This is a genomic window from Longitalea arenae (assembly GCF_016924755.1).
Taxonomy (GTDB): Bacteria; Bacteroidota; Bacteroidia; order Chitinophagales; family Chitinophagaceae; genus Niastella; species Niastella arenae.
The window spans coordinates 88,582-107,314 of sequence record NZ_JAFFJX010000010.1; the positions used below are offsets into that span (position 1 = coordinate 88,582).

The window sequence follows — 18,733 nt, forward strand, 5'->3', positions numbered from 1 at the left end:
CCTTCGCAGGATGGCTATGTGTATAAATGAGCCTGTTACAAGGGTTTGGAATTATACGACTAAACGGTTATAATATGGCAATACTGCTGGCAGATAGTGGGGCAACCAAATGTGAATGGTTTCTGGCAGAATCGAAAGAAAACACAAAATCGGTTTTTACTCAAGGCATCAGTCCGTATTTTTTCAATACAGAAAAAACGGTGGCGTTACTGCAGCAGGAATTGCTGCCACAGTTAGCGCTTTCGACAGACATCGAAGAAATTCACTATTACGGAACCGGCATGCGAAACCCGGCCAATGTAGATATGGTGCGGTCTTCCCTCTCAACTGTTTTCGGCAAGGCCACGATAGAGGTAAGCGATGATATGGTGGCAGCAGCAAGGGCCCTGAACGGCAGAAAGGCAGGCATGGCCTGTAATTTGGGAACCGGCTCATTTGCCGTTTACTATGATGGTAATACCATCACAAGGCAGGCCGCCGGCATTGGATACATCCTGGGTGATGAAGGCAGTGGCGCCTACCTGGGCAAAAAAGTACTTCAATATTATTTGTATAATACGTTTGATGAAGAGCTGCGATACAAATTCGAGCAAAGGTATAAAGCAACAGCCGTAGATATCCTGGAGAACGTGTACCGGAAACCGCTGGCAAACAGGTATATGGCTACTTTTTGCCTTTTCCTGTCGGAGAACAGGGGCCATTATATGATTGAAAATATCATTGAAGACGGTTTGAATGATTTCTTTTTTACACACCTCTGTAAATTCCCGGAAAGCTGGAACAGCCCCATACATTTTGTAGGCGGCGTGGCTTTTGCGTTCCATGATATAATACACGAGCTATGTCATTCCTATGAATTTGAAGAGGGGAAAATCCTGAAAGGCGCTATGGAAGGCCTGATCCAATACCATGTTTAAAAGTAAACTATAAACCTTGTGCAGAACCCGAATAAAACATTGAACAACAGAAATATGGCAGCAGAATTTACCAGGGTAACAGAGCAGTCGAGCGAATACCGGCATCTTGAGCAAATGAGTATTCATGAGTTGCTTACCAACATGAATAATGAAGATAAGAAGGTGCCTCTTGCCGTGGAGAAAGCCATCCCCCAAATCGAGAAACTCGTAGCTGCTATTTCCGACAAAATGCTGGCTGGGGGCCGCCTCTTTTATATTGGCGCCGGAACCAGTGGCCGACTCGGCATCCTGGATGCCAGCGAAATTCCGCCAACATATGGTCTTCCGCAGGGACTGGTGATCGGTATTATTGCCGGTGGCGATGTGGCCATTCAACGGCCGGTAGAACAGGCGGAGGACAGCTGGGAGCAGGGTTGGCTCGACCTCATGAAACATGCCATCGATGAAAAAGATGTAGTGATAGGTATTGCCGCCAGCGGAACCACCCCTTATGTGATCGGCGCTCTTACCGAGGCCCGCAAAAAAGGCATTACCACCGGTTGTTTAACCTGTAACGCCGGATCGCCCCTGGCCGATGCCGCCGAACTTCCTGTAGAAGTGGTGGTAGGCCCCGAGTTTGTTACGGGCAGCACCCGCATGAAAAGCGGTACGGCGCAAAAGCTCGTGCTGAATATGATCTCCACCGCCGTTATGATCCAGATCGGCCGTGTAGAAGATAACAAAATGGTAAACATGCAACTTACCAATAGCAAACTGGTTGACCGCGGCACCAAGATGGTGATGGAAAAAACCGGTATCAGCAGCTATGATAAAGCCCGCGAACTGTTGCTGAAATACGGCAGCGTGAAAAAAGCCGTTGATTCGTTCAAATAGTCAAATCAGTCAGTAGTCTAATCACTCAGTAGTCAAATGAGTCATACGGTTATATGACCCATTTGACTTATGTGATCCATTTGACTTTTTTGACCTGTTTACGCTTGTAAGCTGCGCAAAAAGCTGTAACTTTTAAGTACATATCATTAAACTTTTACTTATGAGGTACAGCTTTACACTTCCTGCTATGGCAGCCTGTTTGCTATCAGCCAATACACAACTCTCAGCCCAACAATTAACGACAGCATACGCCATAACAAGTACTGAAAAAGGGAACTTTAACTGGACCGATGTAAAGCAGATCGACTTTACTACCGGTACGGTCACCCGGTCTATATTCGATTCAAAGCAAGCCAGTTTCACGGTCTACAATGCACGAACCGGCAAAGAAATAAAACCGGTTACAAACGCCAACGGTGTTGCTGCCAATATAAGTGCTCCGGTAGCTTCCCTCTCGGCCGCCTGCGCCTATGACCAGCGGCACAACCGCCTCTATTATGCGCCCCTGTTCATGAACCAGCTGAGGTATATCGATCTTAATAACCAGCCGAAGATCTATTACTTCGAGAATGAAAATTTTACCCCGGTAGCTGATCTTAACAATGAAGCCAATCATATAACCCGGATGGTCATTGCTGCAGATGGCGATGGTTATGCATTAAGTAACGATGCCAATCACTTAATACGCTTCACTACCGGCCGCAAGCCGGTGATCACCGACCTGGGTGCATTACAGGATGATGCCGGCAATGGCGAAAGATCCATACATGCAAAAACAACCGGCTGGGGTGGTGATATGATCGCTGATGCAGCCGGTAACCTTTATGTGATCTCTGCCTACCGCCAGGTTTTCAAAGTGAACATTCAAAGCAAGCTGGCTGCCTGGGTGGCTGAGATCCAGGGTTTACCTGCAAGCTTCACTACTAACGGTGCAGTAGTGGATAATGATGGCAATCTGATCGTAAGCAGCGCTAATACGGCGGAAGGATATTACAAAGTAGATATGCATTCCTGGCAGGCCACCCGTATTGATATTAAAGGCACGGTATTCAACGCTTCGGACCTCGCCAATGGCAACCTGGCCTTTGCCAATGACAAGTCTTCTATAGCATTAATTAACAGGGCTGTTATCCGCAATGATAAAATATCTATGTATCCCAATCCGGTTGCTAACAGCTGGGTAAACGTAAATTTCAATGGTAAGGAATCCGGCCGGTTCACCATTCAATTGGTTGATCTTGGCGGCAAAGTGATCTCTGAAAAGATAGCTATGGTCAATGGCGCCCAGAATGTGCCTGCCTTTCTTACAACCGGCCTTGCGAAAGGACCCTATATGATAAAAGTGTTAAGTAATAGTAAAAAAGCGGTGTTTACCGACAAGTTGATCGTTGAATAATACAATAAAAAAATATTTGGAAACCGCATTGCGAAGGCTGTAAATTGCTACAGCCTTTTTCATTTTGTATTGTCCTTCGTGGCATAGTTTTTAGTGAGCAAAAGACCAACAGGCAATAAGTAACAGAGAATCGGCAAGAGCGCCAATAGACAATCGGCAATCGGCAATGAGCAGAAGGCAAAAAGGGCGAAAGCCAGGGATTAAATTTTGATAAAAACGAACAGGCAAAAAGCAAGCGGCAAAGGATAGCAGCGGTGATCTTCGTTCGGAAAGATTTGCCAATTGCCAGATGCCAATTGCCATTGATTTAAATTATGCATGAGATAGAACCATTTTATAATTGGCGTCACATATACACCAGTGAGCAGGACGAGCGGTCGCCGTTTTTCGGAAGGGTGTACTCTGAATTTACATTTTCACAAACTGTTTACAATTATTATATCCATCCACAGTGGGACGATTTCGGTTCCCGCACCATGTACCTCAAAACATTAATGGCCGATTATGAAGAAAAGTATGCGATCATAGAACTGATCGGTGAATGGAATGATGCTATAGAGAATGATATCATGGAACTGAAGCGCGAAGTGACTGATGTTTTCTTCTACGAGGGTATAACCAAATTCATCTTTATAGCCGAGAACGTATTGAACTTCCATAGCGGCGATAAAGATTATTACCAGGAATGGTTCGAAGAAGTGACCGATGAAGAAGGCTGGATCGTGATCCTGAACATGCCCGAACAAACGCAATACGACTTCAAGGGAGCCCGCCTTAACCGCTATGTTGAACTAATGGATCTCGACAACTGGCGTACCTATAAACCGTTCCACTTATTTAAGAAAATCGATGAACAAATGCAAAAAAGGCTGGAGTAAGGTTGAAAACCGGTTTTTTAAATCGCTAAAATGCAGTCCCACACTGCATTTGCCATCAAAATGGGCGCGTTGGCAACAGTAGAATTCATTGAAAAAAGTTTGCGTATAAGTATTTAGTTATTATTTTTGACCTGATGATTACAGCAAAGGCATACCGTTTCTTTTATTTTTATTTTTACTTCTACTTTACCAGTAGGCCGGGAATGCTTTTGTTGACAACAAAATAAGAATAAACAAAAAGTTCAACATAAGAAGTCCCGGCGAAAAAGCCGGGACTTTTTTTTTGCTTTTTAATCCCCCGTTCAACGGGTAAAGCATAAAAAAGAATCTATGATCGACCGAAAACAACAACAGGAGACCACCGACGGCAGCCCAGGCTCCAATGGCATGCAGGGTACAGGCATCAAGGTTTCTATCCAGGGATATGAAGGCAGCTTTCACCAGGTAGCAGCCCGCCAGTTCTTCGGCAAAAATGTAGAAGTGATACCCTGCGCCACTTTTCGCGAAGTGACCCGCATCGCGAGCAGTAAAAAGGAAAGTAATGGTGGCGTGATGGCCATCGAAAACTCCATCGCCGGCAGCATTTTACCCAACTACAACCTGTTGCAAAAAAGTACCCTGAAGATCATCGGAGAAATTTACCTGCCTATAAAACAACAACTGTTAGTTAACCCAGGGGTGCAATTGGAAGATATACGCGAGGTGCATTCCCACCACATGGCCATTCAGCAATGCCTTGAATACCTCGACAAATACAACTGGAAGCTGGTAGAAACAGAAGATACCGCTTTAAGCGCCAAACATGTTCACCAGCACCGCAGCAAACACATTGCCGCCATCGCCAGTAAACTCGCCGCCGACCTGTTCAATCTCGAAGTGATCGCTCCCAACATACATACGATGAAGAATAACTATACCCGGTTCCTGGTGCTGCAACCAGAAGAGGTGGCTCAACCGGTAGGGGATGCCGACAAAGCATCGGTGAGTTTTATCACCGATCATTCCCGCGGCAGCCTGGCCAGGGTGCTCACGCGTATTGCCGATGGCGGTATCAACCTGAGCAAGCTGCAAAGCTTTCCCATTCCCGGCAGTGACTGGAAATACAGTTTTCATGCAGATATGGAATTCACTACGCAGGATCAGTTCGAGGAAGTGGTAAAGAGTATGAAGCCGATCACCGAAGAATTGAAGGTGTATGGCGTTTATAAAAATGGGAAGACTGTCGATTAGGTACCGGGTTCCCAGGTAGCGGTTACCGGGGAATACAGCCGGCGAATTGCGGGCAGCCTGCAGGAAAAGCCTGGCGCCTGGAAACCGGCAAGCGGTAAGGAGAAACAAATCACTAACGATCTATGTTATACGATCAAGAAAAACAATGATATGCAAACTTCAAAAAGATTGGAAGGAATTGGCGAATACTATTTTTCGCAAAAGCTGCGCGAGATCGATGAGTTGAACAAGCAGGGCAAAAATGTGATCAATCTTGGCATTGGCAGTCCCGACCTGCCGCCCCATGCCGATGTGGTAAAGACCCTGCAGGAAGAAAGCGCCAAACCCAATGTACATGCTTATCAGAGTTATAAAGGATCGCCGGTATTACGCAAAGCGATCAGCGACTGGTACAGGAAATGGTACGATGTTGAATTGAATGCGGATACCGAAATATTACCCCTGCTGGGAAGTAAGGAAGGCATCATGCATATTTGCATGACCTACCTGAATGCAGGCGATAAAGTGCTGGTGCCCAACCCCGGTTATCCCACCTACAGAAGCGCCGTTAAACTGGCCGGTGGTGAATGCGTTGATTACGACCTTACCGAAGCCAATAACTGGGAACCCGATTTTGATGCGCTGGATAAACTGGTGGCTGCCGGCGGCACCTTCAAACTTATGTGGATCAACTATCCGCAAATGCCCACGGGTCAACTACCGTCTGTTAGCCTCTTTGAAAAGATAGTGGCCTTTGGTAAAAAGCATCATATTCTTATTTGTCACGATAACCCTTATAGTTTCATCCTCAATGACAACCCAAGCAGTTTACTGCGGGTGCCGGGGGCGAAAGATATAGCGATAGAACTGAACTCGCTCAGCAAATCGCATAATATGGCCGGCTGGCGGGTAGGGGTATTAAGCGGCGCCAAAGAACGCATCGACGAAATATTAAGGTTTAAAAGCAATATGGACAGTGGCATGTTCCTGCCTGCACAATTAGCTGCCGCCAAAGCATTACAATTGCCCAAAAGCTGGTACGATGAAGTGAATGTTATTTATAAAAAGCGCCGCGAAAAAGTTTTTGCGTTGCTCGATCTGCTGCAATGCGTGTATGACAGGAACCAGGCCGGCATGTTCGTTTGGGCAAAGATCCCGGCCAATTATAAGACCGGTTATGAGCTGAGCGACCAGGTGCTGTACAATACCGGCGTATTCATAACACCCGGGGGCATTTTCGGAAAGGCCGGTGACGGTTATATCCGGGTGAGCCTGTGCAGTACCGAAGAGAAATTTGCAGAAAGCATTAACCGGATAAAAGCATTTTTAGCAGCATAAAAAGTCAATAGAAGATGTTCAATACCGTTACTATAGTTGGTGTAGGATTGATCAGCGGCTCCTTTAGCCTGGCGCTAAAAGAGCGGGCGCTGGTAAAAAAAGTGATTGGTGTAAGCCGCACGGAAGCAAGTGCGCAAAAGGCCATTGAGCTGGGACTGATAGATGAAGCCTTATCCCTCGAAGAAGCGGTAAAACAGGCCGATCTCATTTATGTGGCCATCCCCGTTGATGCTACCATTGGGGTCATGCAGCAGGTGATGGACATGGTGACCGAGCAGCAGATCGTAGCCGATGCGGGCAGTACCAAACATGCGCTTTGCTCAGCGATCGCCGGTCATCCCAAACGCCACCGTTTTGTAGCTACCCACCCGATGTGGGGAACCGAGTACAGCGGTCCGGAAGCAGCCGTGCGCAATGCCTTTGCCGGCCGCTCCTGTGTGATCTGCGAAAAAGAGAAAAGTGATGCAGCGGCGGTTGCAACCATTGAAGAGGTTTACCGTCAATTAGGTATGCACCTGGTGTACATGGATGCCGACAGCCATGATATGCATACGGCCTATGTGAGCCATATTTCACACATCACTTCCTTTGCCCTGGCCAACACGGTACTGGAAAAGGAGAAAGAAGAGGATACCATTTTTGAACTGGCCGGTGGTGGTTTTGAAAGTACGGTTCGTTTAGCCAAAAGTAATCCCGCCATGTGGGTGCCTATTTTTAAACAGAACCGCGAGCATGTGCTGGATGTGCTGAATGAACATATCAGCCAGCTGCGCAAGTTCAAAGCCTGCCTGGAGAAGGAGAACTATGCTTATTTACTGGAGTTAATAGAACAGGCGAATAAGATTAAACGGATATTAAAATGAGTTACAGGTTACAAGTCCCAGGTTACAAGTGCTGGTCAAATGGTACCTGTATTCCCTGTAACCTGCAACCTGAACCCTGTAACTGCATTGTTTATTGCTGGATCATAGTGCCCCAAAAGGGTGCTAAAAAGGCTGAACAGTTGAGTGCATAATCAAATTGCTCTTTGAACAGGATTAAGTTGGTCGACGGCCATAATAACAGTACCTTTGCGCCAAATTTTCTGACTATGATAACATTTGATGCATTGGGTTTAGATGAGCGGCTAATACAGGCTACCAATGCTTTAGGATATGTTAACCCCACCCCGATACAGGAACAAGCCATTCCTGTGTTGTTGAGCGGGACAAAGGATCTGGTGGGACTGGCGCAAACAGGTACCGGTAAAACGGCTGCATTTGGGTTGCCCCTGTTGCATTTGGTAAATGAGCAGTTGAAGCATCCCCAGGCATTAGTGGTGTGTCCGACAAGAGAGTTGTGCATGCAGATCGTTAATGAAGTTGAAGGGTTCAAAAAATTTATACCCGGTATGTATGTGGCGGCCGTATATGGCGGCGCCCCGATAGGCCAGCAGATCCGCGAGTTGAGAAGAGGCGTACAGATAGTAGTAGCCACACCCGGCCGTTTGATCGATCTTATAGAACGCAAGGCCATTGACCTGGAACAGATCCATTATGTAATTCTCGACGAAGCCGATGAAATGCTGAACATGGGTTTCCAGGAAGATATTGAATTCATTTTAAAGAACACCCCCAAACGGGAAGCTACATGGTTGTTCAGTGCTACCATGCCACCGGAAATACGCCGGGTAAGCAAGCGCTACATGAAAGAGCCCGTGGAAGTGACTGTGGGCAAAGTGAATTCAGCGAACAAGAACATCGATCACCAGTATTATGTAACCAGTGCACAGCACCGGTATGAAGCGCTGAAACGATTGATCGATTTCAACCCCGGCATTTACGGCATCATTTTTACGCGTACCAAGGCCGATGCCCAGGATATTGCCGAGAAATTGACCCGCGAAGGGTACGACATCGACGCATTGCATGGCGACCTTACACAGCAGCAACGCGACAAAGTGATGGGTGATTTCAGGGATAAGACCTTACAGCTCTTAATAGCAACGGATGTGGCCGCCCGCGGTATCGATGTATCGGGCATTACCCATGTGATCAACTATGAGCTGCCCGATGATGTGGAAGTATACACCCATAGAAGCGGACGTACCGGCCGTGCCGGTAAAACCGGGGTGTGTATGTCTATCGTGCACGTGCGTGAGCTCGGTAAGATGCGGCAGATCCAAACCATTGTACAGGCGCCTTTCCATAAGCTGGAGATTCCCACCGGCAAAGATGTTTGCCGCAAACAGTTCTACCACTTTATGGATAAGCTGTTGAGCCTGGAAGTGAACCACGGCGATTATGAGACCTATGTGCCCATGCTCGAGGAGAAATTTGCTGAAATGAGCAAGGAGGAGATCCTGAAACGTGTGGCCGCCCTGGAGTTTGACCGCTTTTTGAAATATTATGAGAACGCCGAAGACCTCAACGTGCGGGAACAACGCCGCGAAAGAGGCGAACGTTTGACCGTTCGGCGCGATGGCGACAGAAAAGCCTACACCGATACCAGGGGCCGCAAATTCAGCGCTGGTGGAGGTGATTATACCAAGTTATTTGTGAACCTGGGTACCAAAGACGGTTTTTATAAAGCCAGTTTCCTGCAGTTCATTTTAGATATGAGCGAATTGCAGAAAGAAGTACTCGGCAGAATAGATATGAAGGAAATGAATAGCTGGATCGAAATTGATAAACGGGCTGCCCGTCAGATGATCCAGGCTATTGACGGAAGGAATTACAAGGGAAGAAGGATCAGGATGAATGAAGCCGATAGCAGACGGTAACCCAATTAGCTAATTAGCTGATTTGCTAATGTGCTAATTGGAATACAACGACTGAACATTTAAAAATCAATTAGCATATTAGCACATTATCACATTAGCAAATTAACTTTTTATGCAACAAACATCAACAACCATGAGAGAGACCGTGCAACAGGTATGGAAGAAGCGCCCGATGATCATCAGTGGACCTTGCAGTGCCGAAACAGAAGAGCAGGTACTGGAAACCGCTACCCGGCTGGCGAAAACAGGTAAGGTAGACATGCTGCGTGCCGGCATTTGGAAACCGCGTACACGTCCCGGAAGTTTTGAAGGTATCGGAACGAAAGGATTACCCTGGATGCAGCAGGCTAAAAAGATCACCGGTTTACCAGTGACTGTAGAAGTAGCTACCGCAAAACAGGTAGAAGATGCACTGACCTTCGACGTAGACGTATTATGGATCGGCGCCCGTACTACCGTTAACCCGTTCAGCGTACAGGAAGTAGCGGATGCTTTGCGTGGTGTTGATGTACCCGTGTTGATCAAAAACCCTATCAATCCCGACCTGGAACTGTGGACCGGTGCCGTGGAGCGCGTAGCCAAAGCAGGTATCAAACAAATTGGTTTGATCCACCGCGGTTTCAGTTCTTATGGTAATACCGAATACCGGAATGCGCCCATGTGGCACCTGGCTATCGAAATGAAACGCCGCAATCCGGAATTATTAATGATCAATGACCCTTCCCATATCAGCGGCCGCCGCGATATCCTGCTCGATGTAGCGCAGAAAGCGATTGACCTGGATATGGATGGTTTGATCATTGAAAGCCATATAGATCCTGATAAAGCCTGGAGCGATGCCAAACAACAGGTCACTCCTGAAAGACTGGGTGAAATGATTGGCCAGATCGCATGGCGCAGAGAAGATATCAACTCCGAAGAATATCATGCCGCTCTTGAAAAATTGCGTCAGCAGATCAATCACCTCGATGATGAACTGATGCAGATCTTAAGTCAGCGTATGAGCATTGCAGAAAAAATAGGCGAATACAAAAAGAACAACAATATCACCATTCTGCAAACCAACCGCTGGAATGAGATCCTTGACAGAGCATTCAAAAAAGGTGAAAAACTGAACCTGAGCAAAGAGTTCATCACCAAATATTTTGATGCTGTACACATGGAGAGCATTAACCACCAGAATAAGATCATGAATTCATAAAGGTCAATAGTCAATGGTCAATGGTCAATAGATGTCGAATTCCGTAATGACTGATTGAATTTCGAAAGTTATTCACCATTGATCATTCACCATTCACAAAGTTTTCTAATATGACAAGCCCAAACAGCAAAGTGTATTTGTTCATTCATGTGATCACCTGTGTAAAGAACAAAGAGCCTTTGTTGACAAAGCCTGTTCGTACTGTTTTATTTGCACACATTAAAAAGCATGCAGGTGAAAATGGCATCAATGTGCTGTCGGTGAATGGCACAGATGACCATATGCATGCTGTGGTGCAAATGATGCCTACCCAGAATCTGGCCCAGATCATGAAAAGCATCCGCGCAGAATCAGCCGCCTGGATCAATGAAGGCAATTTCATCAAAAGCCATTTTGAGTGGGAAGAAAGCTTCGCCGCCTTAAGCGTTAGCCCCAGCAGTGTAAAGCAGGTGCTTGATTATCTTGAAAAACAGGAAGAACATCATAAAACGAAGACGCTGGAAAGTGAACTGGAAGTGTTTCAGAAAATTCAGATTTGATTAGCCCATATGCAAACAAAAAGTTACCGGTTTACAGCGGCCACCGTGAATTATTATTTCGATGCTGATTTTTCCCGACTGGAAAAAATGATCGGAAAAGAAAACGCGGTGCTGATCACTGATGAACATATATTCCAGGCCCATAAAAAAAAGCTGAAGGGATGGAACTGCATTTCCCTGAAGCCCGGTGAAGAATATAAGGTGCAGGCTACCGTTGATTCGATCATTGAACAACTGATCGAATTTAAGGCCGACCGAAGTACCTGGCTCATAGGCATTGGCGGCGGTGTTGTAACCGATATTACAGGTTATGTGGCCGCTGTGTATATGCGCGGCATCCGGTGTGGTTTTGTGCCTACCACCATCCTGGCCATGGTAGATGCTTCCATCGGCGGCAAGAACGGCATTGATGTAGGCATTTATAAAAACCTCGTTGGTACCATCCGCCAGCCGCAATTCCTGTTGTACGATTACAGCTTCCTGAAATCGCTGCCCAAACAGGAATGGGTGAACGGTTTTGCAGAGATCATTAAACACGGTTGCATCAAAGACCTGTCTTTATTCAAAGAACTTGAAAAGAACAAGCTCACCCATTATCAGAAAAATAAACCGGCTTTGGCCAAACTCATTCGCCGGAATGCCGATATAAAATCAACCGTAGTACAGGCCGATGAATTTGAGAAAGCAGAACGGCGCCTGCTGAATTTTGGTCATACCCTGGGGCATGCTATTGAAAATATGTATGAGCTCAGCCATGGCCAGGCCATCAGTATCGGAATGACGGCCGCCTGCCAGATCTCGCAAAAGCTGGTGCGTTTTAAAGACAGTGAGCGGGTTATTCAAACGCTTGACCAATACGGATTGCCAACGCTTGCCAACTTCGATAAACCAAAAGCCTTTGAAGTGTTGAAGATGGATAAAAAGCGGGAGCAAAAAGAAATGAACTTCGTGTTGTTGGAGAAGCTGGGAAAGGGAATCGTTAAACCTATACCCATGACGGAGTTGGAGACAATTATTAATGAACTTAGTTAACCAGTTGAACAGTTAACGAGTTTACTGTTCAAGTTTCAACTTTATGATCGTAACAATTCAACCATCTGAAATAAAAGGCAGCATCCAGGCGCCTGCCTCCAAAAGCTCGATGCAAAGAGGATGTGCAGCGTCACTACTCTTCAAGGGTACCACCATCATCCGCAATCCCGGTCATTCAAACGACGATAAAGCGGCGTTAGGTGTTATCAGGGATCTGGGTGCGGTAGTGGAGAAAATGGATGACGGTAGCTTACAGGTCACCGGCAGCGGTGTAAATCCTGAAAGCGGGGCCGTTAATTGCGGAGAGAGTGGTTTGGGGATCAGGATGTTCACGCCCATTATTTCCTTAAGCAATAAACAGATCACCATCAATGGCGAAGGCAGCCTGGTGAACCGTCCCATGGATTTCTTCGACGAAGTGTTGCCGCAGCTGGGCGTTCAGATCATTTCCCGCAAAGGCAAATTGCCCTTGCAGGTGAAGGGCCCCCTGCAGCCAAAAAATATTACGATCGATGGTTCTTTGAGCTCACAGTTCTTAACCGGTTTGTTATTCGGTTATGCGGCTTCGAACGCCAACAATGTTACCATTACCGTGAACAACCTGAAGAGTAAACCGTATATCGATCTTACCTTAACGGTCATGAAGCAGTTTGGCTGGCAGGTAGAGAACCGGAATTATGAGGAGTTTCGTTTTACAGGAAATCCCAACCCGCCATCGCAACGGATCACGTATACCGTAGAAGGCGATTGGAGCGGAGCCGCCTTCCTGCTGGTAACGGGCGCCATAGCCGGTGATATTACGGTCATGGGACTGGATGTGCAATCGACCCAGGCCGACCGCGCCGTGCTGCAGGCATTACAGGCTTGTGGCGCAAAAATGTCCATTCAGGCTGAACAGATAGAGATCGGTCCGGCCTCGTTAAAAGCCTTCCAGTTCGATGCAACAGAATGTCCTGACCTGTTTCCGCCCCTGGTAGCTTTGGCTGCTTATTGCAAAGGCACCACGGTCATTGAAGGCGTGAAGCGCTTAACCCATAAGGAAAGCAACCGGGCCTTAACGCTGCAGGAAGAGTTTGGTAAAATGGGCATTGAAATAGAGCTGCAGGATGACCTGATGCTGATCAAGGGTGGTAATGGCGTGAAAGGGGCGGCAGTCCATTCGCACCATGATCACCGTATTGCGATGGCCTGCGCCGTAGCCGCTTTAAAAGCGACCGGAGAAACCATTATCAGCGAAGCACAGGCCATTAACAAATCGTATCCTGATTTTTATGAGCATATTGCTGCTTTGGGAGCGGTGGTAAACAAAGAGAAAGAAAGCGCGAAATAGGAATAAAGAGAGATCTGTATTGTAACCAGGAGTTACAAGTTACAGGTTACATGTTCCAGGGCAAGACGATGAAGCCATGTAACCTGTAACATATTGTTAGTTGCTGCAGGCATTTCGTATTCTGAAGCGCTCTAATATTAAACGAAGAACTCACTAAAACAATGAACAGTTTCGGTCGCATATTCAAAGTAACCATCTTCGGAGAATCGCATGGTGAAAGCGTGGGATTGAATATTGATGGTTGTCCGGCAGGTTTGCCATTAACCGTAGAAGATTTCCTGGTTGATATAGAACGCCGTAAAGGCGGTACCCAAAAAGGTACCACCCCGCGTAAGGAAGATGACCTGCCTATTTTTAAAAGCGGCCTGTTCAACAACAAAACAACCGGCGCTCCGCTGACCATTTTGTTCGAGAACAAAAATACCCGCTCCGGAGATTACGAGAAGCAACGCGCTGTTCCGCGTCCGGGCCATGCTGATTTTGTAGCCCATCAAAAATTCGGCGGCCATGAAGATTATCGCGGCGGCGGGCATTTCAGTGGCCGCCTGACCGTTAGCCTGGTAGCTGCCGGGGTCATTGCCAAAAAGTTATTGGGAGATGCCAAAGTAACTGCCAGCATCCTGGAGATCGGCGGTGAAAAAGACCTGGAGAAAGGATTACAAAATGCGATCGATCATAAAGATTCCATTGGCGGTATTGTTGAATGCCGGGTAACCGGTTTACCGGCCGGATTGGGCGAGCCTTTCTTTGATTCAGCGGAATCACTGATCAGCCATGCCGTTTTTGCGATCCCCGCTATCCGTGGCATCGAGTTCGGGACCGGCTTTGCAGCTGCCCGCATGTACGGAAGCGAGCATAACGATGCTATTGAAGATATGACCGGTAAAACGCGCACCAATCATGCCGGGGGCATAGTGGGCGGTATTACCAATGGCAATGAGCTGGTTTTCCGAATTGCGGTAAAACCCACTTCCTCTACGCCTAAGGAACAACATACCCTGAACTGGGAAACCGGTGAACAGGAATCATTCTCGGTTAAAGGGCGCCACGACCTCTGCATTGCCTTACGGGTGCCTGTGGTACTGGAAGCAGTAACTGCCATGGTGCTTGCCGACCTGCTGTTGCTGGAACAAAGACTGAAAAGATTGTTTTAATCGTTTACTAGATCATGCATTCTTATATCATCAATGCTTCTATACAAATCGTTCCTATTGTACTGGACAAGCATCCCTACGATTGGGTAGATGATGCGATTGCGATCATTCAAAAATCGGGCATCAAATACGAGGTTACACCCTTTGCCACCATTTTGGAAGGCACCTATGATGCGGTAATGAAAGTGATCCATGATGTGAATGAATTCCTGTATGAAAAGGGGTGTGCTGAGTGGATCACGAATCTGCAGATCCAGGTGCGTAGTAGTAGCAATGTAACTGGTGATGAGAAGATTTCGAAGTTTAGATAGCGTTACAGGTTTCATGTTACAAGGTTCAGGGGGCCGGTAGCAGGATATCGTCGATAGTCTTATGATTTACATGGAATGCCCTGCAACCTGCAACTTGCAACCTCTAACGTTTACTTGCTTTTAGAAAGTAAATAATTAAAAGGAAGATCAAGTACCTCATATCCGCGATCATTGCTCCAGAAAAAATGCCACCATTCCGTCTCCAGTTTATTAAAGCCATGTTTTTCCATCGTTTCTTTTAACAGCTTCCGGTTGGCCAGTACGGCAGGTGACAGGCCTGCAAAGCTATGATGGGCCGTATCGGTGAAATTATCAAAGCCGGTACCCATATCCAGCTCTCTGCGGCTTTTCAGTTCCACGATGGTCAGGTCAACCGCCAGCCCCCGATTATGCCCCGAGCCTTTTGCCGGATTGGCCACATAGCGTTCATCGCCGATCAGTTCCCAAAAACGTACAGTTACCCCATAAGGCCGGTAAGCATCAAAGATCTTCAAGCCATATCCTTTGCTTTTCAATTCATTTTGAACCGCCGCCAGAGCCCCGGCGGCCGGTAAACGCAGGTATGTACGCCGCGGCGCCGGCGTATACATTTGCCTGTTGGTAAAATTGTTGGTGGTGGCATAACGCAGATCCAGTATCAGCCCCGGAATAAATTTTAGCAGATCGACCATGGTTTTGGCAGAATCATTGCGTACAGATAATTGATAGTCAGCGAATTTGTTAATAACTGGCACCCCGTATTTACTAACGGTCGTTTGCTGGCCCGTGACCGTAAAAACGTGGAAAAAAATACAGTAAGCCATTATGTAAATACAACGGTGAAGCACTATTTTGTATAACATTGCAACCGGTTTAAAGGCAGGTTAGTAACTGAAAAGATACAAACTTTTATTCCGGATAACCAGGATCAATGAACATGAAAAAATGCATTCTTTCCCGCCTTCATTGGTGTTTGATCATTGTAGCGCTCAGCCTGGCAGCCTGCCATGGACGAGGGAAAGCCGCCGTTAAGCCCCCGCAACCCAAAGAAAAAGACATTGTAGAACAGCCCGAAGCACTGCATATCCGCATCCCAAAGAATATGCAGGCGGCCCTCGAATTCATTCTGGCCAGTAACGGCGTGTTGAACGACTCCATGTATTTTGCCAAAGACTCGCTTGTTTACGAAATATATCAGAAAAGAAATTTCGAACCCATCTGGAGCAGCCGGGAGAAATGGCTGCCGCTGAGCGATTCCCTGCTGAACTTCATTGGCCATGCGAAAGAGTATGGTTTATTTCCTCCTGATTATCATTATAATATAATAATTAATATCCGCGCCAAAACCACCGAAGACACACTTGCTCAAAAGGACGCCGCCCTCTGGTCGCGGGGCGAATTATTGCTTACCGACGCCTTTTTCAGGATCTGCAGTGATTTGCATCGCGGCCGCCTGCCATACGATAGTGTTACCCTGCGCAAAGACACCCTTACCAGAACTGCCTATCTCAGTTTATTTGATACTTTACAGCAAACAGGCCGGGTAGACACCCTGATGCATGCTTTGGAGCCGAAACACCTGGGATATGATTCTTTGAAATTCGGCTTGCAGGAGATGTTGAGATCAGTAGATACTCTTAAACGATATACGTATATACCTTACCCGGCTAATAATTCCATGGAGTATACCAACAACCTGAAGCAGCGGCTGTTTGAAGAGGGGTTGCTGGAATCGCCATTCGATTATATGGATACCACTTCGCTGAAGCTGGTGATCGGGAAATACCAGAGGCAGAAAGGGCTTACTGAAACGGGGAAGCTGAACGCCAGTACGGTCAGCAGCCTGAATAACACGAATTGGGAAAAATTTAAAAGAATTGCCATTACCCTGGATCGATATAAGCTATTACCAGATTCAATGCCAACGACTTATATCTGGGTTAATATCCCAGGCTATAAAATGTGCATTGTTGACTCGGGTACTGTGGTGATGGAATCGAACGTTATAGTAGGGCAGCCTAAAACGAGGACGCCCTTGTTGACCTCGAATGTGTCGAATTTCATTACGTATCCGCAATGGACGGTTCCTTACAGTATCATTTTCAATGAAATGTTACCGAAGATCAAGCAGAACCCGGATTATTTGCGGAAGCAGAACCTGATGGTGGTGGATAAGAACGACAGCGTAATGAATCCAGACAGCGTGAACTGGAAAAGATACAGCAAGCATTATTTTCCTTTCCTGATCAAACAACGGCAGGGGGATGATAACTCGCTGGGCGTGTTGAAGTTCAACTTTGCGAATAAATACGCTGTGTATTTGCATGATACGAATGCGCGCTGGCTGTTCTCGAAAGAGAACCGGGCCCTGAGTCATGGTTGTGTAAGGATCAAGGATTTTATGAAATTGGCCGATTTTTTGGTAAGGAATGATACCCTGCGATATCCGCCCGATACGTTGCGGAACTGGATAGACCGGCGGGAAAAGCATGTGGTTTCCGGGTTTCCCCGGGTGCCCATCTTTATCAGGTATTTTACCTGTGAGGTTAAGAACGGAAGTATTAGGTTTTATAACGATGTATATGGGGAAGACCGGTTATTGAGTCAGCGATACTTCGATAGCAAGACCCTTTGATAAATTCTATACCATGAAAAATGTTTTGGTTCTGACAGTCCTGATGTGTGCGGCTGTTGCGTCAAAAGCGCAGCAGAAACCGGATAGTGTAGCATTGAATAAGAAAAGAAATGTGCCTGTAACCCAATATGGGGTAGCCAGTTTTTATGCCGACAAATTTGAAGGGCAGCGTACCTGCACCGATGAGGTGTTCACCCAGAAAAAACTGACTGCTGCCTGCAATACCCTTCCGCTCAATTGCTGGATACGCGTTACCAATCTCAAGAATGATAAAAGTGTAGTGGTATGGGTCAATGACCGCATGCACCCGGCCAATCCGCGTTTGATCGATATGAGTAAATCCGCCGCTGTTGCGCTGGGTTATACCGGTCGCGGCTTAACGAGGGTGAAGATCGAGTATCTGGGTAAAAAGAAACCCGAGATCCAAATGGTAGCCGGCAATCAATAATTAATTTCTCCAGTTTACAGGTACCGGTTATTTTTGCTCATAACGGTTCTTTCCAAACCAAGCCGGATATGAGAAAAAATGTAGGATTTCTGCTGGCAGTCCTGTCGTTACTGACGCCTGCATATAGCCAGGACGATCTTATACAGCGACCTACATTAGGCATCTATTTCATCTTTAATGATTTTAAATCGGCTGCCAATATCCGCGCCACATCGCTGCGCCAGGCGCTGCGTAATGCGCAATTCGGCAAGCTGAAAGAAATGTCGCCCGGACTGGCGCTGAATTATATCAGCGGGCTCACGAAACATTTTGATTTCACCAGCACATTGACCGGTAGTTTTCTCGATTATTATCAACAGGATGGCGCCTTGCTGGGCCAGGATAACCTCTTGCTCGAAGGAGACGTCTCCATCAAGGGAAAATTGTTTTCGAACCGGTATTGGGTAAGTCCTTTCCTGCAGCTGGGCACGGGCATCTCCAAATTCAGGCATTACTGGGGCGCGTTCATTCCCGCCGGTACCGGCCTGCAGGTAAATCTCTTTGATGAAGCTTTGTTTTTATTTCATGCGCAATACCGCATTGCGGTTACGGAAACCGTTAGTAATCACTTTTACTATAGTGTAGGTATTGCGGGCAATATCGGCAGGAGGAAGATGGTTAATAAATCTGTGTTGCCGGATTAGTTCAAACTTCTCAGTTCATAGTTCACAGTTTTTAGTTCCGGAGTTATTA

Annotated in this window: 18 protein-coding genes; 17 read left to right on the forward strand and 1 reads right to left on the reverse strand. The window is 46.7% G+C overall.

The genetic code is table 11. The features are described from left to right. Positions 1–74 precede the first annotated feature (74 nt). From JT717_RS19245 to JT717_RS19310, 14 genes are all read left to right on the forward strand, one after another. A complete protein-coding gene (locus JT717_RS19245; RefSeq protein WP_205512603.1) occupies positions 75–917 on the forward strand; it encodes an N-acetylglucosamine kinase in 843 nt (280 codons plus the stop codon). A gap of 54 nt (positions 918–971) precedes the next feature. Beyond that, on the forward strand, positions 972–1,790 hold the full coding sequence (gene murQ, locus JT717_RS19250) for an N-acetylmuramic acid 6-phosphate etherase (RefSeq protein WP_205512610.1): 819 nt from the start codon (positions 972–974) through the stop codon (positions 1,788–1,790). 160 nt (positions 1,791–1,950) lie between these two features. Next, positions 1,951–3,186, forward strand: coding sequence for a T9SS type A sorting domain-containing protein (locus tag JT717_RS19255; RefSeq protein ID WP_205512611.1), 1,236 nt, complete (start codon positions 1,951–1,953; stop codon positions 3,184–3,186). 314 nt (positions 3,187–3,500) lie between these two features. Then, the gene (locus JT717_RS19260; protein ID WP_205512613.1) at positions 3,501–4,064 is read left to right on the forward strand and encodes a hypothetical protein; all 564 of its coding nucleotides are present in this window, start codon (positions 3,501–3,503) and stop codon (positions 4,062–4,064) included. A 330-nt stretch (positions 4,065–4,394) separates the two neighbouring features. Beyond that, positions 4,395–5,294, forward strand: coding sequence for a prephenate dehydratase (locus JT717_RS19265; protein ID WP_205512615.1), 900 nt, complete (start codon positions 4,395–4,397; stop codon positions 5,292–5,294). Between the two features lie 150 nt (positions 5,295–5,444). After that, positions 5,445–6,611, forward strand: a complete 1,167-nt coding sequence (locus tag JT717_RS19270; RefSeq protein WP_205512620.1) for a pyridoxal phosphate-dependent aminotransferase — start codon at positions 5,445–5,447, stop codon at positions 6,609–6,611. 14 nt (positions 6,612–6,625) lie between these two features. Further along, entirely contained in the window at positions 6,626–7,474 is an 849-nt protein-coding gene (locus JT717_RS19275) for a prephenate dehydrogenase (protein WP_205512622.1), read from the forward strand. 227 nt (positions 7,475–7,701) lie between these two features. After that, positions 7,702–9,372 carry a DEAD/DEAH box helicase gene (locus tag JT717_RS19280; protein WP_205512624.1) on the forward strand — a complete coding sequence of 557 codons (1,671 nt, stop codon included), beginning with the start codon at positions 7,702–7,704 and terminating at the stop codon, positions 9,370–9,372. 112 nt (positions 9,373–9,484) lie between these two features. Further along, entirely contained in the window at positions 9,485–10,573 is a 1,089-nt protein-coding gene (locus tag JT717_RS19285) for a chorismate mutase (protein ID WP_240348258.1), read from the forward strand. A 110-nt stretch (positions 10,574–10,683) separates the two neighbouring features. Next, on the forward strand, positions 10,684–11,112 hold the full coding sequence (tnpA, locus tag JT717_RS19290) for an IS200/IS605 family transposase (protein WP_205512633.1): 429 nt from the start codon (positions 10,684–10,686) through the stop codon (positions 11,110–11,112). Between the two features lie 9 nt (positions 11,113–11,121). Next, positions 11,122–12,144 (forward strand): 3-dehydroquinate synthase, encoded by a 1,023-nt coding sequence (gene aroB / locus JT717_RS19295; RefSeq protein ID WP_205512635.1) that lies wholly within the window; start codon positions 11,122–11,124, stop codon positions 12,142–12,144. Positions 12,145–12,187: 43 nt separating this feature from the next. Continuing rightward, entirely contained in the window at positions 12,188–13,474 is a 1,287-nt protein-coding gene (gene aroA / locus JT717_RS19300; protein ID WP_205512639.1) for a 3-phosphoshikimate 1-carboxyvinyltransferase, read from the forward strand. A gap of 161 nt (positions 13,475–13,635) precedes the next feature. Beyond that, positions 13,636–14,628, forward strand: a complete 993-nt coding sequence (locus tag JT717_RS19305) for a chorismate synthase (RefSeq protein WP_205512642.1) — start codon at positions 13,636–13,638, stop codon at positions 14,626–14,628. A gap of 14 nt (positions 14,629–14,642) precedes the next feature. Next, positions 14,643–14,939, forward strand: coding sequence for an MTH1187 family thiamine-binding protein (locus JT717_RS19310; RefSeq protein WP_205512648.1), 297 nt, complete (start codon positions 14,643–14,645; stop codon positions 14,937–14,939). A 110-nt stretch (positions 14,940–15,049) separates the two neighbouring features. Here the strand turns inward: JT717_RS19310 and JT717_RS19315 are convergent, their stop codons facing one another. Continuing rightward, positions 15,050–15,781 carry a M15 family metallopeptidase gene (locus tag JT717_RS19315; protein ID WP_205512650.1) on the reverse strand — a complete coding sequence of 244 codons (732 nt, stop codon included), beginning with the start codon at positions 15,779–15,781 and terminating at the stop codon, positions 15,050–15,052. Positions 15,782–15,855: 74 nt separating this feature from the next. Here JT717_RS19315 and JT717_RS19320 point away from each other — a divergent pair, with 74 nt between their 5' ends. From JT717_RS19320 to JT717_RS19330, 3 genes are all read left to right on the forward strand, one after another. Further along, positions 15,856–17,553, forward strand: coding sequence for a L,D-transpeptidase family protein (locus JT717_RS19320; protein WP_205512657.1), 1,698 nt, complete (start codon positions 15,856–15,858; stop codon positions 17,551–17,553). Positions 17,554–17,566: 13 nt separating this feature from the next. Next, complete coding sequence (locus JT717_RS19325; RefSeq protein ID WP_205512658.1) at positions 17,567–18,001, forward strand: septal ring lytic transglycosylase RlpA family protein; 435 nt, start codon at positions 17,567–17,569, stop codon at positions 17,999–18,001. A 68-nt stretch (positions 18,002–18,069) separates the two neighbouring features. Continuing rightward, positions 18,070–18,684, forward strand: a complete 615-nt coding sequence (locus tag JT717_RS19330) for a hypothetical protein (RefSeq protein ID WP_205512660.1) — start codon at positions 18,070–18,072, stop codon at positions 18,682–18,684. Positions 18,685–18,733 lie beyond the last annotated feature (49 nt).

Coding starts and splice junctions, on each gene's coding strand:
- JT717_RS19265 (WP_205512615.1), top strand. CDS start 4,395: ATGATCGACCGAAAACAACAACAGGAGACCACCGACGGCAGCCCAGGC.
- JT717_RS19310 (WP_205512648.1), top strand. CDS start 14,643: ATGCATTCTTATATCATCAATGCTTCTATACAAATCGTTCCTATTGTA.
- JT717_RS19330 (WP_205512660.1), top strand. CDS start 18,070: ATGAGAAAAAATGTAGGATTTCTGCTGGCAGTCCTGTCGTTACTGACG.
- tnpA (WP_205512633.1), top strand. CDS start 10,684: ATGACAAGCCCAAACAGCAAAGTGTATTTGTTCATTCATGTGATCACC.
- JT717_RS19245 (WP_205512603.1), top strand. CDS start 75: ATGGCAATACTGCTGGCAGATAGTGGGGCAACCAAATGTGAATGGTTT.
- JT717_RS19315 (WP_205512650.1), bottom strand. CDS start 15,781: ATGTTATACAAAATAGTGCTTCACCGTTGTATTTACATAATGGCTTAC.
- JT717_RS19260 (WP_205512613.1), top strand. CDS start 3,501: ATGCATGAGATAGAACCATTTTATAATTGGCGTCACATATACACCAGT.
- JT717_RS19270 (WP_205512620.1), top strand. CDS start 5,445: ATGCAAACTTCAAAAAGATTGGAAGGAATTGGCGAATACTATTTTTCG.
- JT717_RS19255 (WP_205512611.1), top strand. CDS start 1,951: ATGAGGTACAGCTTTACACTTCCTGCTATGGCAGCCTGTTTGCTATCA.
- aroA (WP_205512639.1), top strand. CDS start 12,188: ATGATCGTAACAATTCAACCATCTGAAATAAAAGGCAGCATCCAGGCG.
- JT717_RS19275 (WP_205512622.1), top strand. CDS start 6,626: ATGTTCAATACCGTTACTATAGTTGGTGTAGGATTGATCAGCGGCTCC.
- JT717_RS19285 (WP_240348258.1), top strand. CDS start 9,485: ATGCAACAAACATCAACAACCATGAGAGAGACCGTGCAACAGGTATGG.
- JT717_RS19325 (WP_205512658.1), top strand. CDS start 17,567: ATGAAAAATGTTTTGGTTCTGACAGTCCTGATGTGTGCGGCTGTTGCG.
- murQ (WP_205512610.1), top strand. CDS start 972: ATGGCAGCAGAATTTACCAGGGTAACAGAGCAGTCGAGCGAATACCGG.
- aroB (WP_205512635.1), top strand. CDS start 11,122: ATGCAAACAAAAAGTTACCGGTTTACAGCGGCCACCGTGAATTATTAT.
- JT717_RS19305 (WP_205512642.1), top strand. CDS start 13,636: ATGAACAGTTTCGGTCGCATATTCAAAGTAACCATCTTCGGAGAATCG.
- JT717_RS19280 (WP_205512624.1), top strand. CDS start 7,702: ATGATAACATTTGATGCATTGGGTTTAGATGAGCGGCTAATACAGGCT.
- JT717_RS19320 (WP_205512657.1), top strand. CDS start 15,856: ATGAAAAAATGCATTCTTTCCCGCCTTCATTGGTGTTTGATCATTGTA.